This window comes from Pseudomonas sp. RU47, from assembly GCF_004011755.1.
Lineage (GTDB): Bacteria > Pseudomonadota > Gammaproteobacteria > Pseudomonadales > Pseudomonadaceae > Aquipseudomonas.
On sequence record NZ_CP022411.1, the window covers coordinates 5266946 to 5285731 of the forward strand.

Below are 18786 nucleotides of genomic sequence, written 5' to 3' on the forward strand. Positions count from 1 at the left end.
TCCACTCGGTCAGTCCCCTCTCCCCCCGGGAGAGGGCTAGGGTGAGGGGCTTTTGATCTCAGCCCCAATAAGCGGAAATCCGCTCATCAAACCAGATCCTTCGGCGATATCCCGCTCAGTCAGGTCTGCCATCCCCTCTAAACCGGCCCTCCCCCCGTTGGCACACCTCCTGCTATAGCCCTCGCAGGCTGCGTTTCTACGCGCTCCACAAAAACAATTAAACGAAGGATCCTTCAATGGATAACTCCAACGCCCTGCCTCTTGGGTCGGCTGCCGTGCCCGCCAAAGAAAGAACCACCGCCAGCCGGATCAAATCGATCTTCAGCGGTTCCGTCGGCAACATGGTCGAGTGGTACGACTGGTATGTGTATGCCGCCTTCTCCCTGTACTTCGCGAAAACCTTCTTCCCTGCCGGTTCCACCACCGCCCAACTGATGAACACCGCTGCGATTTTCGCCGTCGGCTTTCTGATGCGCCCGATCGGTGGCTGGCTGATGGGCATGTACGCCGACAAGGTCGGACGCAAAAAAGCCCTGATGGCCTCGGTCTACCTGATGTGCTTCGGCTCGTTGCTGATCGCCCTCAGCCCGAACTACGAAACCATCGGCATCGGCGCGCCGATCCTGCTGGTGTTCGCGCGTCTGCTGCAAGGCCTGTCGGTCGGTGGCGAATACGGCACCTCGGCGACCTATCTGTCGGAGATGGCGACCAAGGAACGTCGCGGCTTCTTCTCCAGCTTCCAGTACGTGACCCTGATCTCCGGCCAGCTCATCGCCCTCGGCGTACTGATCGTGCTGCAGAACGTGCTGACCACTGAACAGCTGTACGCGTGGGGCTGGCGTATTCCGTTCGCCATCGGTGCGCTGTGTGCGGTCGTGGCGCTGTACCTGCGTCGCGGCATGGAAGAAACCGAGTCGTTCACCAAGAAAGAAAAGTCCAAGGAAAGCGCGATGCGCACCTTGATGCGCCACCCCAAAGAGCTGTTGACCGTGGTCGGCCTGACCATGGGCGGCACCCTGGCGTTCTACACCTACACCACCTACATGCAGAAGTATCTGGTGAACACGGTCGGCATGAGCATCTCCGACTCGACCACCATTTCTGCCGCCACGCTGTTCCTGTTCATGTGCCTGCAACCGATCATCGGTGGCCTGTCGGACAAGATCGGTCGTCGTCCGATCCTGATCGCCTTCGGTGTACTGGGGACGATCTTCACCGTGCCGATCCTGATGACCCTGCACACCATCCAGACCTGGTGGGGCGCATTCTTCCTGATCATGGCGGCGCTGATCATCGTCAGCGGCTACACCTCGATCAACGCCGTGGTGAAAGCCGAGCTGTTCCCGACTGAAATCCGCGCCCTGGGCGTTGGCCTGCCGTACGCACTGACCGTGTCGATCTTCGGCGGTACCGCTGAATACATCGCGCTGTGGTTCAAGAGCATCGGCATGGAAACCGGTTACTACTGGTATGTGACGGCGTGCATTGCGGTGTCGCTGCTGGTGTACATCACCATGAAGGACACCCAGAAGCATTCTCGTATCGTCACCGACTGATCGGGTTTTTACAGCCACTGCAATGGTGGCTGTTCTGGCCCTATCGCGAGCAGGCTCACTCCTACAGGGGAAAACATTCCAAATGCAGGAGTGAGCCTGCTCGCGATTGGGGTCACCGCGTTATCCAGACCTGCATGAATAAATAATTCCTCACATCCGCCGCCAAGCGATTAATCGCTAATTAATGCTGCCCCTTCATTGTGCAATCACCTGATCGATGACCTGCGCGACGCTCGCTTCGACGACGAAAGCGAATTCAATGCGCCGCCCTTAATATCAAGTTAATCGATTGTTTTTAGCATTATTTTGCGCTTTTCAATCAATTTAGTTGGCGTAGCATTAAACACATGCAAGACACACTCGCCAACGAATCTGGAGTAACCGACATGAAAACCAAACTGATCCTCGCCCTGACCCTTTCCGTACTGGCCGCCAACACCTTCGCCGCCGACGGCTCGGACAAAACCAAATCCGCCGACTTCATCAACGGCGCCAGCGCCGCCATCAAAACCAGCCACACCGGCACTTATGCCGCTGACGGTTTTGATAAAACCAATATTGGCAAAGCTGTTGCTGCCGATGGTTTCGACAAAACCAACCTGGGTAAAACGGTCGCGGCTGACGGCTTCGATAAAACCGGCACTGCCGCGGCTATCAGCTAAGTATCAGCAGTCCTCTCACAGCCCGGCTTCGGCCGGGCTTAGTCATTTCTGGGGGATGACAATCTCCTGAGTTCACATCAAACCCTGTGGGAGCGAGCCTGCTCGCGAAGACGTCGTGTCAGGCGATATCAATGCAACTGACCCGACGCTTTCGCGAGCAGGCTCGCTCCCACAGGGGAATTTCATAGCTTGGAATATCGGTGTCTGGCTGGAAATATGCGGCGTGTACTTGCACTATTGGCCACCTGACTCAGCACTCTCCAGGATCACCCACCATGCCCGATGACATCCACTTCTACGAACCCGCCAACGGCCACGGTCTGCCCCACGATCCGTTCAACGCCATCGTCGGTCCGCGCCCGATCGGCTGGATTTCTTCACAGGATGCCAACGGCCAGTTGAACCTGGCGCCGTACAGTTTCTTCAACGCCTTCAACTACATTCCGCCGATCATTGGTTTCTCCAGCGTCGGGCGCAAAGACAGCCTGAACAACATCGAGCAGACCGGCGAGTTCGTCTGGAACCTCGCCACCCGCCCGCTGGCCGAGCAGATGAACCAGAGCTGCGCGATGGTCGCGCCGCAGGTCAACGAGTTTGAATTGGCGGGATTGACGACCGTTGCGTCAAAAGTGATTTCGGTGCCACGGGTCGCCGAAAGCCCGGTGTCCTTCGAGTGCAAGGTCACACAGATCATTCAATTGCAGCGTGCCGATGGCGAGACGGTGCCGAGCTGGCTGATCCTCGGCGAAGTCGTCGCCGTGCACATCGCCAAGTGGCTGTTGAAGGACGGCATCTACGACACCGCCGCGGCAGAACCGATTCTGCGCGGCGGCGGGCCGGCGGATTACTTCCAGCTGGGGCCTGAGGCCCTGTTCAAGATGTGGCGTCCGGGCGCCAACAAGTAACGCGTTACCAGATCAACTCGGCGTCTTCAGTGACGCCTTTGAGGTTATCCAGTTCATTGATGGCAGCCTCGTCGGCGGCGATAGCACCGGGGAAGACCTGATCATTCAGCAGCTTGTGAAAGCGTGGTGCACCGCCATCGACCAGGGCCTTGACCGCGATTGCCGCGTGATAGCCCTTGTTGCCACCCAACTCGACGGGGACGACTGCGGAAACTGCTTCGAAGTGTTCGAACTCTTTACGTGCCATGTCACACATCCCGGCTCAGACAAATAAGCCGGACATTAAACCCTCAACCGACGAGTTTGTGTACCGGTGCCGGGCATTGACCGAGGGCTTGCGCCGCCGATACGTCCTTGAAGGTGTGGAAGTCGAGGCTGTTGACCACCAGTTCCTGCACCAGCTCGGCGAAGATTTCCATCGACGGGCTGTTGAAATAGTTGGTCATCATTTGCTGACTGCTCCAGAACCCGGAGATCAGCCACAACTCGGGATCACACTGCGAATGCTGCAAGGCAAAGCTCAGGCAACCGGGGGCGGCGCGGGACGGATCGATCAACGCGCTCAGGCGTACACCGAGTTCCGCCGAACGCCCGGCGCGCGCTCGAACGAAGGCCATATGACTGACGGGAATCTGCTTGGACATGTTCAACCCTCCCAGGGAGTCGCGTGGCAGCCGGGGGACGGGCTGCGACAGGATCAAAGGTTAAGGGCCACGTGAACTCTGCCGTTAGTCGATTCCTGCCGCCGCGTTGCACAATCCTGCGAGACTGCATCCAGAACCTGTAACAACCTGTAAAACTGCGTCACACGTCTGTCATGCGCGTTTTGTGTAGGAGCTGTCGAAGGCTGCGATCTTTTGATTTCGCCTTGAAGATCAACAGATCGCAGCCTTCGGCAGCTCCTACAGGGTTGGATCGCGACAGGCGCGGAAACACCCCGGGGCAGAATCAGGCAAGCATTTCGCAGGATGTGTCTACCGCTGGCGCTTGCACAAACATATGCTCTGCTCCATTCCACCTCCCCTGCCGAGGATGCCGTGCATGACGTCATTCGATCGTTTTCAAGCCGAACCCAGCGCTGACATGGAAAAACAGCGCGCGGAACTGGCGGCGATCATCCGCCGCAACACAACTGACGATGGCAGCTACGAGACCGCCATCGGCTCGCTGTTCATGTCGCGCCACACAAAATCCCACGACTTTGCCCCGGTGCTCGCGCAACCGGCGCTGTGCATCATGGCGCAGGGACGCAAAGAGGTGCGGCTGGCCGATGAGTACTTCAATTACGACCCGCTGAATTATCTGGTGGTGTCGGTTTCGATGCCGTTGAGCGGGCGCGTGGTCAATGTCTCACCGGAAGAACCGATCCTCGCCGTGCGCCTGGATATCGACCCGACAGAAATCACCGCACTGATCGCCGACGCTGGCCCCATGGGCGTGCCGACCCGGCCGACCGGGCGTGGTTTGTATGTCGAGCAGATCGACAGTTCCATGCTCGATGCCGTGTTGCGTCTGGCGCGCCTGCTCGATGCGCCGAAAGACATCGCCATGCTCGCGCCGCTGATTCGCCGGGAGATTCTTTATCGCCTGCTGCGCAGTCCGCAGGGGCATCGTTTGTATGAAATCGCGATTGCCAACAGTCAGAGCCATCGCATCAGTCAGGCGATCAAATGGTTGAACGGCAATTTTGAACAGCCATTGCGCATTGATGATCTGGCGAAAGAAGTGAACCTCAGCGTGTCGACCTTGCATCACCGCTTCAAAGCGATGACGGCGATGAGTCCGCTGCAGTATCAGAAGCAGTTGCGTTTGCAGGAAGCGCGGCGTTTGATGCTGGCCGAAGGGCTTGAGGCGTCGGCGGCGGGGTATCGGGTGGGGTATGAGAGTCCGTCGCAGTTCAGCCGTGAATACAGCCGGCTGTTTGGTGCGCCGCCGTTAAGGGATTTGGCGCGGTTGCGGCTTTCGGTGTGACCGTTAGAAGCCCCTCACCCTAGCCCTCTCCCGGAGGGAGAGGGGACTGAATGGGGAATATTGGAGAGGTTCACCGACTTGAACGATTCGCTTTGAATCCATAATCAACTCGATTTTTCAGGTCGGCGAACATCGGCGAACATCGCCGGACACCGCGGTCGGCCCCCTCTCCCACCGGGAGAGGGCTGAGGTGAGGGTCGGCTTTCCAAGTGCTTTGACCAATCCATAATCGACTGGATTTTTCAGGTCGATGGACAGCGCCAGACACCTCGGTCGGCTCCCTCTCCCTCCGGGAGAGGGCTGGGGTGAGGGTCGGCTTTTACACCGCCCGAATCACATGCTTGAGCTCCTGAAACGCCGCCAACCCCCAAGGCCCTAACTCACGACCAATGCTGCTCTGCTTGTACCCGCCCCACGCCGCCTGCGGGAATATCACTTGCGGTGCATTGATCCATACCATCCCCGCCTGCAAGGCATTGGCCACGCGGTCCGCCGCAGCGGCATCGTTCGTCACCACACTGGCTACCAAACCAAACCGCGTGTCATTGGCCAAGGCAATCGCCTGTGCTTCAGTGGTGAAACTGCGCACACACAACACCGGCCCGAAAATTTCTTCACACCACAGCGCGCTGTCCAGCGGCACATCGGTAAACACTGTCGGCTGCAAGAAATAGCCGCGCGGCAGTTCCGCCGGGCGATTGCCGCCGCAGATCAATCGCGCACCCGCGCTCAAGCCACGATCGATGTACCCAAGCACTCGCTGGTACTGCGCCTGATTGACCAGCGCACCCATTTCCACCTCCGCATCGAACGGATCGGCCACACGAATGGCCTGCGCACGTTTCTGCAAGCGACCGAGGAATTGCTCTTCCAGCTCATCAGCCACCAGCACACGACTGGTCGCCGAACACATCTGCCCGGCATTGAAAAACGCGCCGCCACAAGCTAGCTCGACCGCCAGATCGAGATCAGCATCCGCCAACACCAGCAGCGAAGATTTACCGCCCAACTCCAGGCTGACGCCCTTCACCGTTTCCGCCGCACGCTGCATCACCTGCACGCCGACCGCATTGCTGCCGGTAAAGGATATCTTGGCGATACGCGGATCCGCCGACAATGGCGCACCGACCGCCAGCCCAGTGCCGCAGACAAGATTGAACACGCCGTTTGGCAGACCCGATTCCGCGATGATTGCCGCCAGTTCCAGCTCCGGCAGCGGCGTGACTTCCGACGGTTTCAGCACCACGCAGCAACCGGCGGCGAGGGCCGGCGCGAGTTTCCACGCCGTAGTGACCATCGGGAAATTCCACGGCACGATCAGCCCGACCACTCCGCACGGTTCGCGGCGCAGACGTGCGCTGAAATCATCGCTGGGCAGCGGCACGTTGCTGTCCTGTCTGGCGTCGAGGCCTTCGGCGAGTTCGGCGTAATACTCGAACGTGGCGATGACATCGTCGACGTCGATGGCCGCTTCGAACTGCGGTTTGCCGTTGTTGCTCGATTGCAGGTTCATCAAGTGCTCGCGACCATTGCGCACACCATTGGCGATGTTGCGCAGGATCGCCCCGCGTTCGGCACCGCTGGTTTGCGACCAGTTTTTGAACGCTTCGCTGGCGGCCGCGACGGCTTGATCGACTGCTTGCTCGTCACCGCCATTGACCGTGGTCAGCAGCGCTTCGGTGGCCGGGTTGATCACCCGCAGATGTTCGCGGCCGGCCGACCATTGACCGTTGATGTAGAGGCCGTCGAGTGTGGTCGGGAAACTGATCATTGCGCCACCGCCTTCATCCATTGGCTCTGGTCGATTTCAATCAAGGTCGGGCCCTGACGATCGCTCGCACAACGCAGCGCGCTGCGCAGTTGTTCGATGCTGCTGATCGCTTCAGCCGCGCAGCCGAGGCCCTTCGCCACAGCGACGAAATCCGGGGTGTAGATGTCCACGCCGACCGGCTCGATGGCACGGTTGACCATGTACTTCTTGATCTCTTCGTAGCCCTGGTTATTCCACAGCAGGACGATCACCGGCACCCGCGCTTCGACGGCGCTGGCCAGTTCCGGCAGAGTAAATTGCAGGCCACCGTCGCCGATCAGGCACACCACCGGTGGCCGCGCGCCTTGGTCGGTTTTACCGCCTAGCCAGGCGCCAATCGCCGCCGGCAAGGCGTAGCCGAGTGTGCCGTAGCCGGTCGAAGCGTTGAACCAGCGGCGCGGGTGATCCGGGTTGAACGTCAGGTTGCCGGTATACACCGGTTGCGTCGAGTCGCCGACGAACACGGCGTTGGGCAGCTCTTCGAGTACGGTGTCGAGGAAGCGGGTTTGCGCGAGGGTCGGCGCGTCCCAGCTCGCGGCCAGTTCGGCGCGCAGTTTGCCGGCACGAGCCTGGCCCCAATCGCTGCTGCGCTCACCGAGTTTTTCCTGCGACAGCGCATCCAGCAAGGCCTGCACGGCGTTGCGCGCATCGGCCACCAGCGCCAGGTGCGGCGGATAGTTGCGCACGGTCTGATCGGCGTCGATGTCGATACGCAGCAGCTTGCCGGGAATCTCGAAACCGCCCGCGAAAGTAACGTCGTAATCGGTCTCGGCCAACTCCGTGCCGATGGCCAAAACCACGTCGGCATCAGCCACCAGCGCGCGGGTGGCAACCAGCGTTTGAGTCGAGCCGATCAGCAGCGGATGGTTGCCCGGCAGCATGCCTTTGGCGTTGATGGTCAGCGCCACCGGAGCGCCGAGCAACTCGGCGAGTCGAGTCAATTCCGGCGCTGCGTCAATGGCACCGCCGCCAGCCAGAATCAGCGGACGTCTGGCTTCAGCCAGCAGCTCGCTCATGCATTTGACGGCCGCTGGCGCAGCGCCGGCGCGGTCGATATTGACCGGTACGCTGGCGAGCAATTCATCGGCGTTTTCGACCAGCACGTCCAACGGAATTTCGATGTGCACCGGACGTGGACGGCCGGCCTGGAACAACGCAAAAGCACGCGCCAGCACCACCGGCAATTCGGCGGCGGACATCAAGGTATGCGAGAACGCCGCAACACCTGCGACCAGTGCACTCTGGTTCGGCAATTCGTGCAGCTTGCCGCGCCCACCGCCCAACTGACTGCGAGATTGCACACTGGAGATCACCAGCATCGGGATCGAATCGGCATACGCCTGGCCCATCGCCGTGGTGATGTTGGTCATGCCTGGCCCGGTGATGATGAAGCACACGCCCGGTTTGCCAGCGGTGCGCGCGTAGCCGTCAGCCATGAAACCGGCGCCCTGCTCATGCCGAGGCGTGACGTGACGAATGCTCGAACGCGCCAGCCCACGATACAGCTCCACGGTATGTACGCCAGGAATGCCGAACACCTGCTTGACCCCGTAACCTTCGAGTAACTTGACCAGTACTTCGCCACACGTCGCCATGTCGATTGCCCTTCTTGTTCGCTGAAGACACAGAACCAATGTGGGAGCGAGCCTGCTCGCTCCCACAGGGACCGTGGAATGACTTCATTGGAACGGTCGGCAGGTAGCGGCAACAATCGATTAAAAGTCATACTAGCCATGTCCTCACGTCATGCCTTGGATCCCCATGAAACGCCTGCCTCCCCTGCCCGCCCTGCACACCTTTCTGATCACCGCGCAGTGCTGCAACTTCACCCGCGCCGCCGAGCAGTTGCACATCACCCAGGGCGCAGTGAGCCGGCAGATCGCCGGGCTGGAAGCGCATCTCGGTTATCCGCTGTTCATCCGTCTGGCCCGTGGCCTGGCGCTGACCGCCGAAGGACGTGAATGGCTGCCGCGTGTGGAAAAAGTCTTCGGCCTGATCAGCGAAGCCACCGAGCAAATCGGCCTGCAGCGCGAAACCCTGCAACTCAAGGCGCCCAGTTGCGTGATGCGCTGGCTGCTGCCGCGCTTGCTGCAATGGCAAAAAGAACGCCCGGATGTGCCGGTAAAACTCACCGCCTCGCTGCAACACGGCGTGGACTTTCAGCGCGAGCAATTCGATGCCGCGGTGATCTACGGCGCGCCTCCCGATAACTCGCCGGGCGCGTTGCACCTGTTCGACGAGCAGCTGACACCGGTCTGTTCACCGGTTTTGCTTAAGGGCTCGCCAGCGCTGAATTCACCGGCGGATCTGCAACAGCATCTGCTGCTGCACCCCACTCACGATATTCAGGATTGGTCGGTGTGGCTCAACGCCGCTGAGCTGCGGCTGAACAACATCGGCAGCGGCCAGCATTTCGAAACGCTGGATCAAGCCATGTCGATGGCGTCGCACGGGACGGGGGTGGCGATCGGGGATTGGTCGTTGATTGGTGATGACTTGCGCGCGGGGCGGCTGGTGATGCCGTTTGAGTTGAAGGTGAAGACGGGGCTGGCGTATTACGTGGTGGTGCCGCCGGGGATCGAGGCATCGCCGCCGCTTGAGGAATTGATGATCTGGTTGGTTGAGCAGGCGCATTTGCGGTGAGGCTGTTTCCCTCACCCTAACCCTCTCCCAGAGGGAGAGGGGACTGACCGGGGGATATTGAAGAGGTTCAGCGAACTGAACGATTGGTTTTGAATCCATAATCGACTGGATTTTTCAGGTCGATGTACAGCGCCAGACACCTCGGTCGGCCCCCTCTCCCTCCGGGAGAGGGCTGGGGTGAGGGTAAAGATTTAATTCAATACCCGACAGTAAACCGCTGACGCGAATGCTTCGGCGTTTCCACTTCGTCGATCAGCGCAATCGCGTAATCAGCAAAAGTAATCCAGCTACGCCCCTCGGCACTCACCAGCAAATGATCCTCGCCGACACGGAAACTCCCCGTGCGCTCCCCTTCGACAAACTCTGCCGACGGCGACAGGAAGGTCCAGTCCAGATCCTGCTCCTGACGCAACGCCTCAAGAAATGCCGCACCAGCACTGGCTTCCGCTTTGTACTCCGCCGGGAAACCCGCACTGTCGATCACTCGCGTGTCGTCCGGCAACAACAACGAACCGGCACCACCCACCACCAACAGACGCTTCACTCCCGCCTGCTTCACTGGCCCAACAATAGCGCTCGCAGGCACGGTGGCGAAATGCGCAGCGGTGATCACCACGTCGTGACCGACCACTGCGCCCTGCAACGCGGCCGAATCCAGCACATCGACATTCTTGCTGACCACACCGGCACGCGCGCCGATCTTCGAGGTATCGCGGGCGATAGCGGTTACGCTATGGCCACGACGCAGGGCTTCTTCCAGCAGTTGGCTACCGGCACGGCCGGTGGCACCAATGATTGCGATCTTGCTCATGACATTCTCCAGTTGGCTTGAGAGTGCTGCGTTTTCAGAATCGGCTTACCACTTCATTTCGCCCTTGGCGACTTTCGCGCTCAGCTCCAGCGAGCTTTCTTCACCCAGTTTCGGGTAGCGTTTTTTCATCGCGGCGATCAGTGCGGCGGAGTCTTTGGCCTTGGCGGTTTCAGCGTCGAACGCCTTGATGTAGTCGGCAGTGAACTTCACGCTGGCCAGCGAACGGCTGCTGTTGCCGAGGTAATGGCCTGGCACCACGGTGTTCGGCTTGAGGGTTTCGATCGAGTGCAGGGTTTCCAGCCAGTCGGCGTGGGATTGCACGGTCTGGGTGTCGGCCATCCACACGTGAATGTTCTCGGCGACGACCACGCCACCGACCACGGCTTTGAGCGACGGAATCCACACAAAACTGCGATCCGGCTGCTTGCCTTCGAGGCCGACCACCTGCAATTTCTCCCCTTCGAGCATCAGGCTGTCGCCCTTGAGCACACCCGGCACGATGGTTTTCGCCGGAACGTCGGCGCCCATTTTCGGGCCCCAGAAGGCCAGTTTGCCGGCGACGGTTTTATTGATGTGGTCGACGGTCGGCTGCGACGCCAGCACCTTGGCGTCCGGGAAGGCTTGGGTCAGGGTATCGAGGCCGAAGTAGTAATCCGGGTCACCATGGCTGATGTAAATGGTGGTCAGGTGCTTGCCGCTGGCGCGGATCTTTTCCACCACCTGTTCAGCCTGGGATTTGCCGAATTGTGCATCAACGAGGATCGCGTCTTTCTCGCCGCTGACCAGCACCGAGGTCACCGGAAAAATCGCGTTGGTTCCCGGGTTGTAAACGTCGAGGGTCAAGTTGGCTGCGGCGGCATGCGCGGCGAAACCCAGGGAAGCGCTGGCGAGCAGAACGCGTTTGAGTGTGGTGAAGCCGATCATCTGTTGCTCCGGTATCCGAATGCCGTGTCTGGCGATGGGACAGAGCTTAGTTGCCTGACTCGGTGCAAAAAATGCGATGCTTGAACATAGTTTGTTTCTGAAAGCGGGCAAATCATGGATCGTCTCCAAGCAATGCGGGTGTTTGTCACCGTGGTGGATCTGGGCAGCCAGTCGGCAGCGGCCGATCATCTGGACCTTTCGCGCCCCGTGGTTTCGCGTTATCTGGCAGAGCTGGAAGACTGGGTCGGCGCACGCCTGATGCACCGCACCACGCGTAAATTGAGCCTGACCGCCGCCGGCAGTGAAATTCTGCCGCGCTGCCGGCAGATGCTTGAACTGTCGACGGACATGCAGGCCGCCGTCAGCGAACCCCACGATGCCCCGCGCGGCTTGCTGCGGATCAGCGTCAGCACCTCGTTCGGCCAGGCGCAACTGGCCGATGCGATGGCTGCGTACGTCAAGCGTTACCCCGGTGTCAGCATCGATCTGCAAATGCTCGATCGCACGGTGAATCTGGTGGATGAACGGATCGATCTGGCGATTCGTACCAGTAACGATCTCGACCCCAACCTGATCGCCCGACGCCTGACCGTTTGTCGTTCGGTGGTGTGTGCCGCGCCGGCTTATCTGCAGGAGCAAGCGGCGCCTTTGCGGGTTGAGGAATTGAGCCGACACAACTGTCTGACGCACTCGTATTTCGGCAAGAGCCTGTGGCATTTCGAGGAAGATGGCGAACCGGTTTCGGTGCCGGTGCAGGGCAATATCAGCGCCAACGAAGCCAGCACGTTGCTGCGCGCGACACTGGCGGGTGCGGGAGTGGCGATGCTGCCGACGTATCAGGCCGGGGTGCATATTCACAGCGGTGAACTGGTTCGACTGCTGCCCCATGCGGAGCCGCGGCAGATGAGCATCTACGCGGTGTACGCCTCGCGCAAACACATGCCGGCAGCGTTGCGCAGCATGCTGGATTTTCTGGTGCTCAGATTTCCGGAAAATCCCGAATGGGATATCGGCCTGTAAACCCGATCCCCTGTAGGCCTTCGCCTGCTCGCGATAGCGGTGTCTCAGTTACTGAAAGGTTGGCTGAACGGACGCTTTCGCGAGCAGGCTCGCTCCCACAGTGGCTATCGATGTGCTGAATGGCGGGTTACAAGCTCAAGCACACTCGCTGGCAACTCCCCACCGCTGACCTATGCTGAAAGTAATACCGCAGGGTATGCGTTCAGAGGTCTACGCCATGAACATCAAAACAAGAAGGTACGTCGCGATTTTCATTACCTGCGCCGCCACGCTGGCGCTGTACGGCACCGCTGCCTGGCGGGTCGAACAGCTGCGCCAGTTACCGCGCGAGTATGCGAGCTGCAATTTCGAACGCTGTATTCCGCACAATGCCACGCTGAACGCATTGCGCTGATTTGTCTGGCTGGAATGTGATCCTGTGGGAGCGAGCCGGCTCCGGGCGGCGATCCGACGAATGCAGTGTGCCAATCACCATCAATAGTGACTGATACACCGCATTCGCGAGCAGGCTCGCTCCCACAGTTTTTGCGGCGGTTATGAGATTAATGTTCGGCCTTGAGGCTGTCGCGGAAAGCCTTTGGCGAGATCCCCACCCGGCGCCGGAACAGCCGCGTGAAGTTGGTCGGATCGGAAAACCCCAACAACTCCGACATCTCGTAAATCGTCATGCTGGTGTACGTCAGCAAGCGCTTGGCCTCCAATAACTGCCGTTCATGCATGATCTGCAACGCCGGTTGCCCGGCCAGCTCACGGCAGGTGCCGTTGAGGTGCGATACCGAAATCCCCAGTCGATGCGCGAGGTCTTCGACCTTGACGTGCTGGCGATAAGTCTCCTCGACCAACTGAATAAAGCCATTGAGGTATTCGCGCTGACGCTGCGGCCGCTGACTGGCTTTGTGGCGCACGATCGCCTGCCGGCTGACCCAGACCATGATCACGCTGACCAGCGAATGCATGAGCATTTCCCGCGCCGGTTGATGACCGTTGTATTCGGCCTGCAACGCCGAGAACAGGCTGTTGAGGTAATCGCCGTCGTTGCCTGCCGGGTAGTTTTGCGCGCTGGCCAGCGCATGTACCGAATCGCCCAGTTGCGCCTGCAAGTGGTTGATCAGCGGCGTGGCGAGGGTAACGATGAACCCTTCGACGTCTTCGGAAAAACGAAAGCCGTGCACCGATAACGGTGGCAGCACTTGAATCGCCGGGGTCTGGAGTTGCGTGCGTTGCCCTTCGATCTCAAGCTCTGCCTGACCTTTGAAGACGAAGAGTAACTGGCACAAATCAGCATGGCGGTGGGGTTTGATTTCCCACTCGTGTTCGCGACTGCGGGAGGAAATGGTTTCACAGTGCAGCAAGTCAGGGGTCGGCCAGTCCAGGCTTTCACCGTAGAGCTTGAACACTGGAATCGAAGGCAGCTCAGGCTTGTTCATCACTTCAATCCAGGCCTCGGGGTTGTGGGCGATAATCGCACCGATTGGCAGAATGTACAGGTATCGGCTCAGTTTTCACCTTCAATTGACAGACCCGCAAGGGAAAAATGCAAGCACTCGATCCATAAAAATCATTCACCGGTCTTGGCCGCGTGAAGCTTGCGAGTCATAAAAACAATGAAAACGCTGAAAACCCAAGTCGCCATCATCGGCGCCGGTCCGTCCGGATTGCTCCTCGGCCAGTTGTTGCACAACGCCGGTATCGACACCCTCATCCTCGAACGTCAGACCCCCGATTATGTCCTCGGTCGCATCCGCGCCGGGGTGCTTGAACAAGGCATGGTAGAGCTGTTGCGTCAGGCTGGCGTGAGTCAGCGCATGGACGCCGAAGGGTTGGTGCATGGCGGTTTCGATCTGGCTTTGGACGGGCGTCAAGTGCACATCGATCTGCACGCGCTGACCGGCGGCAAGACCGTGATGATCTACGGCCAGACCGAAGTGACTCGCGACCTGATGGCCGCTCGTCGGGAGGCCGGCGCGCCGACGATTTACCAGGCGAGCAATGTCGTTCCTCATGGCATGAAAAGCGACGAGGCGTTTGTCACCTTTGAAAAGGACGGCGAAACCTTTCGCGTCGATTGCGACTACATCGCCGGCTGCGACGGTTTCCATGGTGTAGCCCGGCAGTCGATTCCGGCCGATAGCCTGAAGGTGTTCGAGCGGGTTTATCCGTTTGGCTGGCTGGGGATTCTCGCCGACACCCCGCCGGTGCATGACGAGTTGGTCTATGCCCGCCATGAACGCGGCTTCGCCCTGTGCAGCATGCGTTCGGCCACCCGCACCCGCTATTACCTGCAAGTGCCGGCGGATGAAAACGTCGATGACTGGAGCGACCAGCGCTTCTGGGATGAATTGAAAAATCGCCTGCCAGTGGAGCTCGCCGAGAAACTGGTTACCGGCCCGTCTATTGAAAAAAGCATCGCGCCGCTGCGCAGTTTCGTCGTCGAGCCGATGCAGTACGGGCGGATGTTTCTGGTCGGCGATGCAGCGCATATCGTCCCGCCTACCGGCGCCAAGGGTTTGAACCTGGCCGCCAGTGACGTGAGTACGCTGTTCAATATTCTGCTGAAGGTTTACCGCGACGGGCGCACCGATCTGCTGGAGAAATACTCGGAAATCTGCCTGCGCCGAGTGTGGAAAGCTGAGCGCTTTTCCTGGTGGATGACTTCGATGCTGCACCGCTTCGACGATCACGATGACTTCAGCCAGCGCATCAGCGCCTCGGAACTGGACTACTTTGTCAGTTCAGAGGCAGGGCGAAAAACCATTGCAGAAAATTATGTCGGACTTCCGTACGAGGCTATCGAATAGCTTCCTACCGACTTACACTGGCGAGCATCAACCCGCGCGCAATAGCCGCGCGGGTCCATCACTGCCCGCAGGCTCGCCCGTGACCAATCTCAATCACCCCGAAACGCCCAAACCGGCCATTCGCAGCGTGCTGGTCGCGTTGATGATGGCGATATTTCTCGGCGCGCTGGATCAGACCATCGTTGCTGTATCGATGCCGGCCATTTCTGCGCAGTTCAAGGACGTCAGCCTGCTGGCCTGGGTGATTTCCGGGTACATGGTCGCGATGACCGTGGCGGTGCCGATCTACGGCAAGCTCGGTGACTTGTACGGGCGGCGCAAACTGATGTTGTTCGGCATGGGCCTGTTCACCCTTGCCTCGCTGTTTTGCGGCATGGCGCAGAGCATGGAGCAACTGGTGCTGGCGCGGATCCTTCAGGGCATCGGCGCCGGCGGGATGATTTCGGTGAGTCAGGCGATCATCGGCGACATCGTGCCGCCGCGGGAACGCGGGCGTTATCAGGGTTACTTCAGCAGCATGTACGCCGTGGCCAGTGTCGCCGGCCCGGTGCTCGGCGGTTACATGACCGAATACCTGTCGTGGCGCTGGGTGTTTCTGATCAACCTGCCGCTGGGCCTCGGTGCCTGGTGGGTGGCGCGACGCAATCTGCGCGGGCTGCCGATTCCGCAACGCAAACCGATCATCGACTACCTCGGCACGCTGTTGATGATCATCGGCCTGACCGCCCTGCTGTTGGGCATTACCCAGGTCGGTCAGGGTCATTCGTGGCGCAGCGCTGAAGTGCTCGGCTTGTTCGCTTGTGCGGTGGTGGTGTTGGCGCTGTTTGTCTGGCACGAACGCCGGGCGCGCGAACCGTTGCTGCCGATGCACCTGTTTGCCAACCGCAACGCCCTGCTGTGCTGGTGCACGATTTTCTTCACCAGTTTCCAGGCGATTTCGCTGATTGTGCTGATGCCGCTGCGCTTTCAGACCGTCACCGGTGCCGGAGCTGACAGCGCCGCTTTGCACTTGTTGCCATTGGCGATGGGGTTGCCGATTGGTGCATTTTTCGCTGGCCGGCGCACGTCGATTACCGGGCGTTACAAACCACAGATTCTGAGCGGCGCTCTGCTGATGCCGATCGCGATTTTCGGCATGGCGTTCAGCCCACCGGAGGCGACGCTGGTCAGTGGTCTGTTCATGTTGCTCTGTGGTATTTCCAGCGGCATGCAGTTCCCGACCTCGTTGGTCGGCACCCAGAATTCGGTGGAACAACGCGACATCGGCGTAGCGACCAGCACCACCAACCTGTTTCGCTCTCTCGGCGGCGCGGTGGGCGTGGCGCTGATGTCGGCGCTGTTGCTGGCGTTGCTGCAGGATTCCAGTTTCGCCCATCTGGCGAGCAGTTCGCTGATGAGCGAGGGGCATTCGGGCAACGTCTTGCTGGATGGTTTGAACGCCGCGCCGGGCGATGCGCAAAATGCCTTGCGTGCGGAGTTGCTGGTGACATTCCGGCATTTGTTGTGGGTGAGTGCGGCGGTGTCGTTGCTTGGGTTGGCAGCGGCGATTGCGATGCCAAACAACCTGCTGCGCGGGCGCGAGCATGGCGCCAAATAACCGCAACACCACAAAACCCTGTGGGAGCGAGCCTGCTCGCGAAAGCGGTGTGTTGATCGTTCCCACGCTCTGCGTGGGAATGCCTCAACGGACGCTCTGCGTTCGGCTTTGGATGGGACGCAGAGCGTCCCGGGCTGCATTCCCACGCGGAGCGTGGGAACGATCATCCTTCAAGGGCTGTAGTAACCCACGGCGACAAGGAAATGCCCGGCCTTCTTCAGGTAGGCATGCTTGTCCTCGACCTTGCCGGTCACCGGGTTTTTCCAGCGGTATTCATATTCGCCCTCATCCTGCTTGCCGATCAGCGCCAGAATCGGCTCGCCCACCGGTTTGCCTTCCGGGTCCTTGACCTTGCCGAAGTCGGTGTTGATCAAGCGCAGATTAGTGCCGTGGGCGACATAGCGCTGGGTATTCAGATCAACGACGAACACGTACAAGTCATCCTGCAAGTAGCCGCCCTTGAGCGAGTTGATCGCCGTCAACGTGCCCTTCTCGTCTTTGTCCAGATCAGTCGCCGCTTTGTCGAGCAATGCCTTGGCCTGCTCCGCCGAGGCTCGCGGCAAGTAGTAACCCACCGCCAGAATCCGCTGGCCGATGCGTTGATAAAACACATGCTTGCGCTCGACCTTGCCGTCGGACCAGTTCTGCCAACGATATTCGGCCTGCTGGATGCCATTGCCTTCCGGCACTTTCAACGCGTCTTTGAAGGTTTTCTGCAAATCCGGGCCGAGCACCTCACTCACGTCACGGCCGATCAATGCCGAGGAAGGCCCGCCGCTGGCGAGCATCACGCCTTTGGTGTCGACTACAAACACGTAGCGATCCTTGTCGACAAACTCGCCCTGGCGGCTGAACGCGGCGAACGCCTTGTCGCCATTGTCGTGGTAATAGGCCAAGGCTTTTTCCAGCAAGGCAATGGCGGCCTGACTGTCATCCTTGGCGGCAGTGGCGGCGCTGGCCTGGCCGAAACCGGCCAGTAACATCACGCCGAGCCAGGCCACTTTATGCAAAAACCCCATAGCGCATCCCTCGTTCTTGTTGGTGTTTCAAGAGCGTAGACGGCTTGGGGTGATGTACGAGTATTCAGAATGATGCAGGGGATTACAGAATCCCCTGCACTGATCAACAAAGCTTATGGGCGGGAATTGATCTGCTGCTGCAAATTCTGAATCTGCGCCTGAAGGGTGTTGATGTTGCGGGTCATCTGCGCACGGAAGGCGTCGAACTCGGCGGTATTGCCGCCACCCTGAGGAGCCGCCGGGCGATTGTCCTGTTCGCTTTTGAGCACGACGATTTCCTGTTCGAGACGATCGATCGCCGCGCTTGGATTGCCCTGCTTTTTCAGTGCTGCGATATCGGCGCCAAGGCTTTTGAACTGTGCATCGAAGGCTTTCAACTGCGCGTCGACCTTGCTGGTGTCGGCCGGCGTGCTTTTCACCGTCGCCAATTCCGCGCTCAACGCTTTGACCTGCGCTTGCAGTTGGGTATTGGCGTTTTGTTGTTCAGTAGTCTGCGCAGTCATCTGTGCCAGGCGTTTGTCCAGATCGCTGGCTTGCCCCGCTACGCCCTGCTGCTGTTTGCTCTGATCGAGCAGCTTGCCTTCAAGCTGTTTGATTTGCAGCTTCAGAGCCTCGCTGTCACTGGTGACGTTGGACTGGCTGGCGACAACCTTGCCGGAAATGTCCTGCAAGCGACCGGCCGCTTCCTCACTGATTCGCGCGAAGCTTTCCTGGGTCGCGACCAGTTGCTGCTCCATCAGCGAAATCTGCTGAAAGCTCCACCAGGCCAGACCGACAAAGGCGAAGAACAGTGCGCCGACCAAGGCCCACAGCGGCCCGGTGCTGGCGGCCTTGACCTTGACCACCGGCGGCGTGCGCGAGTGTACGGAGGTGCGGGCGGTGGTCGGAATGTCATCGTCGTCGAAGGCGTCGGCACGCAGGCTCGGGACATCATCGAAATCGTCGTGGGCATCATTACGCATGGACATTGAGGCAACCTTTGTGAAACGCGGTGATGGCTAAATGCTGCGAAGTATAACCGCCGCAGCCGCAGGGATTGACCCCCAAGCGGCTACACGGTTCATTGCCGC

18 protein-coding genes are annotated in these 18786 nt (G+C 59.7%); 9 read left to right on the top strand and 9 right to left on the bottom strand.

What is annotated here, in order from left to right:
* The first annotated feature begins 236 nt into the window (after nt 1-236).
* From CCX46_RS23965 to CCX46_RS23975, 3 genes are all read left to right on the top strand, one after another.
* Nucleotides 237-1556, top strand: coding sequence for an MFS transporter (locus CCX46_RS23965; protein WP_007912608.1), 1320 nt, complete (start codon nt 237-239; stop codon nt 1554-1556).
* A gap of 386 nt (nt 1557-1942) precedes the next feature.
* Nucleotides 1943-2218, top strand: a complete 276-nt coding sequence (locus tag CCX46_RS23970) for a hypothetical protein (RefSeq protein WP_127929556.1) — start codon at nt 1943-1945, stop codon at nt 2216-2218.
* A gap of 275 nt (nt 2219-2493) precedes the next feature.
* Nucleotides 2494-3123, top strand: a complete 630-nt coding sequence (locus tag CCX46_RS23975; RefSeq protein WP_038366791.1) for a flavin reductase family protein — start codon at nt 2494-2496, stop codon at nt 3121-3123.
* A gap of 4 nt (nt 3124-3127) precedes the next feature.
* On the opposite strand, the gene CCX46_RS23980 is transcribed toward CCX46_RS23975, so the two are convergent.
* Nucleotides 3128-3370 (bottom strand): hypothetical protein, encoded by a 243-nt coding sequence (locus CCX46_RS23980; RefSeq protein ID WP_038366794.1) that lies wholly within the window; start codon nt 3368-3370, stop codon nt 3128-3130.
* Between the two features lie 43 nt (nt 3371-3413).
* Nucleotides 3414-3767 carry a putative quinol monooxygenase gene (locus CCX46_RS23985; RefSeq protein WP_127929557.1) on the bottom strand — a complete coding sequence of 118 codons (354 nt, stop codon included), beginning with the start codon at nt 3765-3767 and terminating at the stop codon, nt 3414-3416.
* Between the two features lie 397 nt (nt 3768-4164).
* Between CCX46_RS23985 and CCX46_RS23990 the strand changes: the two genes are divergently transcribed.
* Nucleotides 4165-5094: an AraC family transcriptional regulator gene (locus CCX46_RS23990; RefSeq protein WP_127929558.1), complete on the top strand. Its 930-nt coding sequence runs from the start codon at nt 4165-4167 to the stop codon at nt 5092-5094.
* A 319-nt stretch (nt 5095-5413) separates the two neighbouring features.
* Here the strand turns inward: CCX46_RS23990 and CCX46_RS23995 are convergent, their stop codons facing one another.
* Together CCX46_RS23995 and CCX46_RS24000 are read right to left on the bottom strand one after the other, a co-directional pair.
* On the bottom strand, nt 5414-6862 hold the full coding sequence (locus CCX46_RS23995) for an aldehyde dehydrogenase family protein (protein ID WP_177413917.1): 1449 nt from the start codon (nt 6860-6862) through the stop codon (nt 5414-5416).
* Entirely contained in the window at nt 6862-8499 is a 1638-nt protein-coding gene (locus CCX46_RS24000) for a 5-guanidino-2-oxopentanoate decarboxylase (protein ID WP_127929560.1), read from the bottom strand. Before CCX46_RS24000 ends, CCX46_RS23995 begins: the two co-directional genes overlap by 1 nt.
* Nucleotides 8500-8665: 166 nt before the next feature.
* Here CCX46_RS24000 and CCX46_RS24005 point away from each other — a divergent pair, with 166 nt between their 5' ends.
* Nucleotides 8666-9547 carry a LysR substrate-binding domain-containing protein gene (locus tag CCX46_RS24005; protein ID WP_127929561.1) on the top strand — a complete coding sequence of 294 codons (882 nt, stop codon included), beginning with the start codon at nt 8666-8668 and terminating at the stop codon, nt 9545-9547.
* 196 nt (nt 9548-9743) lie between these two features.
* Here the strand turns inward: CCX46_RS24005 and CCX46_RS24010 are convergent, their stop codons facing one another.
* Both CCX46_RS24010 and CCX46_RS24015 read right to left on the bottom strand, forming a co-directional pair.
* Nucleotides 9744-10358, bottom strand: coding sequence for an NAD(P)-dependent oxidoreductase (locus CCX46_RS24010; protein ID WP_127929562.1), 615 nt, complete (start codon nt 10356-10358; stop codon nt 9744-9746).
* 45 nt (nt 10359-10403) lie between these two features.
* Nucleotides 10404-11282 carry an MBL fold metallo-hydrolase gene (locus CCX46_RS24015; RefSeq protein ID WP_127929563.1) on the bottom strand — a complete coding sequence of 293 codons (879 nt, stop codon included), beginning with the start codon at nt 11280-11282 and terminating at the stop codon, nt 10404-10406.
* A gap of 114 nt (nt 11283-11396) precedes the next feature.
* Here CCX46_RS24015 and CCX46_RS24020 point away from each other — a divergent pair, with 114 nt between their 5' ends.
* Nucleotides 11397-12302, top strand: coding sequence for a LysR family transcriptional regulator (locus CCX46_RS24020; RefSeq protein WP_202978058.1), 906 nt, complete (start codon nt 11397-11399; stop codon nt 12300-12302).
* Nucleotides 12303-12519: 217 nt separating this feature from the next.
* Nucleotides 12520-12696 carry a hypothetical protein gene (locus CCX46_RS30760; RefSeq protein WP_007912636.1) on the top strand — a complete coding sequence of 59 codons (177 nt, stop codon included), beginning with the start codon at nt 12520-12522 and terminating at the stop codon, nt 12694-12696.
* A gap of 148 nt (nt 12697-12844) precedes the next feature.
* Here the strand turns inward: CCX46_RS30760 and CCX46_RS24025 are convergent, their stop codons facing one another.
* Nucleotides 12845-13729: a helix-turn-helix domain-containing protein gene (locus tag CCX46_RS24025; RefSeq protein WP_127929564.1), complete on the bottom strand. Its 885-nt coding sequence runs from the start codon at nt 13727-13729 to the stop codon at nt 12845-12847.
* A 186-nt stretch (nt 13730-13915) separates the two neighbouring features.
* Here CCX46_RS24025 and pobA point away from each other — a divergent pair, with 186 nt between their 5' ends.
* Nucleotides 13916-15100, top strand: a complete 1185-nt coding sequence (gene pobA, locus CCX46_RS24030; protein ID WP_177413918.1) for a 4-hydroxybenzoate 3-monooxygenase — start codon at nt 13916-13918, stop codon at nt 15098-15100.
* Nucleotides 15101-15179: 79 nt separating this feature from the next.
* The gene (locus tag CCX46_RS24035) at nt 15180-16697 is read left to right on the top strand and encodes an MDR family MFS transporter (RefSeq protein WP_127929566.1); all 1518 of its coding nucleotides are present in this window, start codon (nt 15180-15182) and stop codon (nt 16695-16697) included.
* Between the two features lie 170 nt (nt 16698-16867).
* Here the strand turns inward: CCX46_RS24035 and CCX46_RS24040 are convergent, their stop codons facing one another.
* Both CCX46_RS24040 and CCX46_RS24045 read right to left on the bottom strand, forming a co-directional pair.
* The gene (locus tag CCX46_RS24040; RefSeq protein ID WP_127929567.1) at nt 16868-17716 is read right to left on the bottom strand and encodes a cache domain-containing protein; all 849 of its coding nucleotides are present in this window, start codon (nt 17714-17716) and stop codon (nt 16868-16870) included.
* Between the two features lie 113 nt (nt 17717-17829).
* Nucleotides 17830-18684 (bottom strand): ATPase, encoded by an 855-nt coding sequence (locus tag CCX46_RS24045; protein WP_127929568.1) that lies wholly within the window; start codon nt 18682-18684, stop codon nt 17830-17832.
* Nucleotides 18685-18786 lie beyond the last annotated feature (102 nt).

Coding starts and splice junctions, on each gene's coding strand:
- CCX46_RS23965 (WP_007912608.1), top strand. CDS start 237: ATGGATAACTCCAACGCCCTGCCTCTTGGGTCGGCTGCCGTGCCCGCC.
- CCX46_RS23970 (WP_127929556.1), top strand. CDS start 1,943: ATGAAAACCAAACTGATCCTCGCCCTGACCCTTTCCGTACTGGCCGCC.
- CCX46_RS23975 (WP_038366791.1), top strand. CDS start 2,494: ATGCCCGATGACATCCACTTCTACGAACCCGCCAACGGCCACGGTCTG.
- CCX46_RS23980 (WP_038366794.1), bottom strand. CDS start 3,370: ATGGCACGTAAAGAGTTCGAACACTTCGAAGCAGTTTCCGCAGTCGTC.
- CCX46_RS23985 (WP_127929557.1), bottom strand. CDS start 3,767: ATGTCCAAGCAGATTCCCGTCAGTCATATGGCCTTCGTTCGAGCGCGC.
- CCX46_RS23990 (WP_127929558.1), top strand. CDS start 4,165: ATGACGTCATTCGATCGTTTTCAAGCCGAACCCAGCGCTGACATGGAA.
- CCX46_RS24000 (WP_127929560.1), bottom strand. CDS start 8,499: ATGGCGACGTGTGGCGAAGTACTGGTCAAGTTACTCGAAGGTTACGGG.
- CCX46_RS24005 (WP_127929561.1), top strand. CDS start 8,666: ATGAAACGCCTGCCTCCCCTGCCCGCCCTGCACACCTTTCTGATCACC.
- CCX46_RS24010 (WP_127929562.1), bottom strand. CDS start 10,358: ATGAGCAAGATCGCAATCATTGGTGCCACCGGCCGTGCCGGTAGCCAA.
- CCX46_RS24015 (WP_127929563.1), bottom strand. CDS start 11,282: ATGATCGGCTTCACCACACTCAAACGCGTTCTGCTCGCCAGCGCTTCC.
- CCX46_RS24020 (WP_202978058.1), top strand. CDS start 11,397: ATGGATCGTCTCCAAGCAATGCGGGTGTTTGTCACCGTGGTGGATCTG.
- CCX46_RS30760 (WP_007912636.1), top strand. CDS start 12,520: ATGAACATCAAAACAAGAAGGTACGTCGCGATTTTCATTACCTGCGCC.
- CCX46_RS24025 (WP_127929564.1), bottom strand. CDS start 13,729: ATGAACAAGCCTGAGCTGCCTTCGATTCCAGTGTTCAAGCTCTACGGT.
- CCX46_RS24040 (WP_127929567.1), bottom strand. CDS start 17,716: ATGGGGTTTTTGCATAAAGTGGCCTGGCTCGGCGTGATGTTACTGGCC.
- CCX46_RS24045 (WP_127929568.1), bottom strand. CDS start 18,684: ATGTCCATGCGTAATGATGCCCACGACGATTTCGATGATGTCCCGAGC.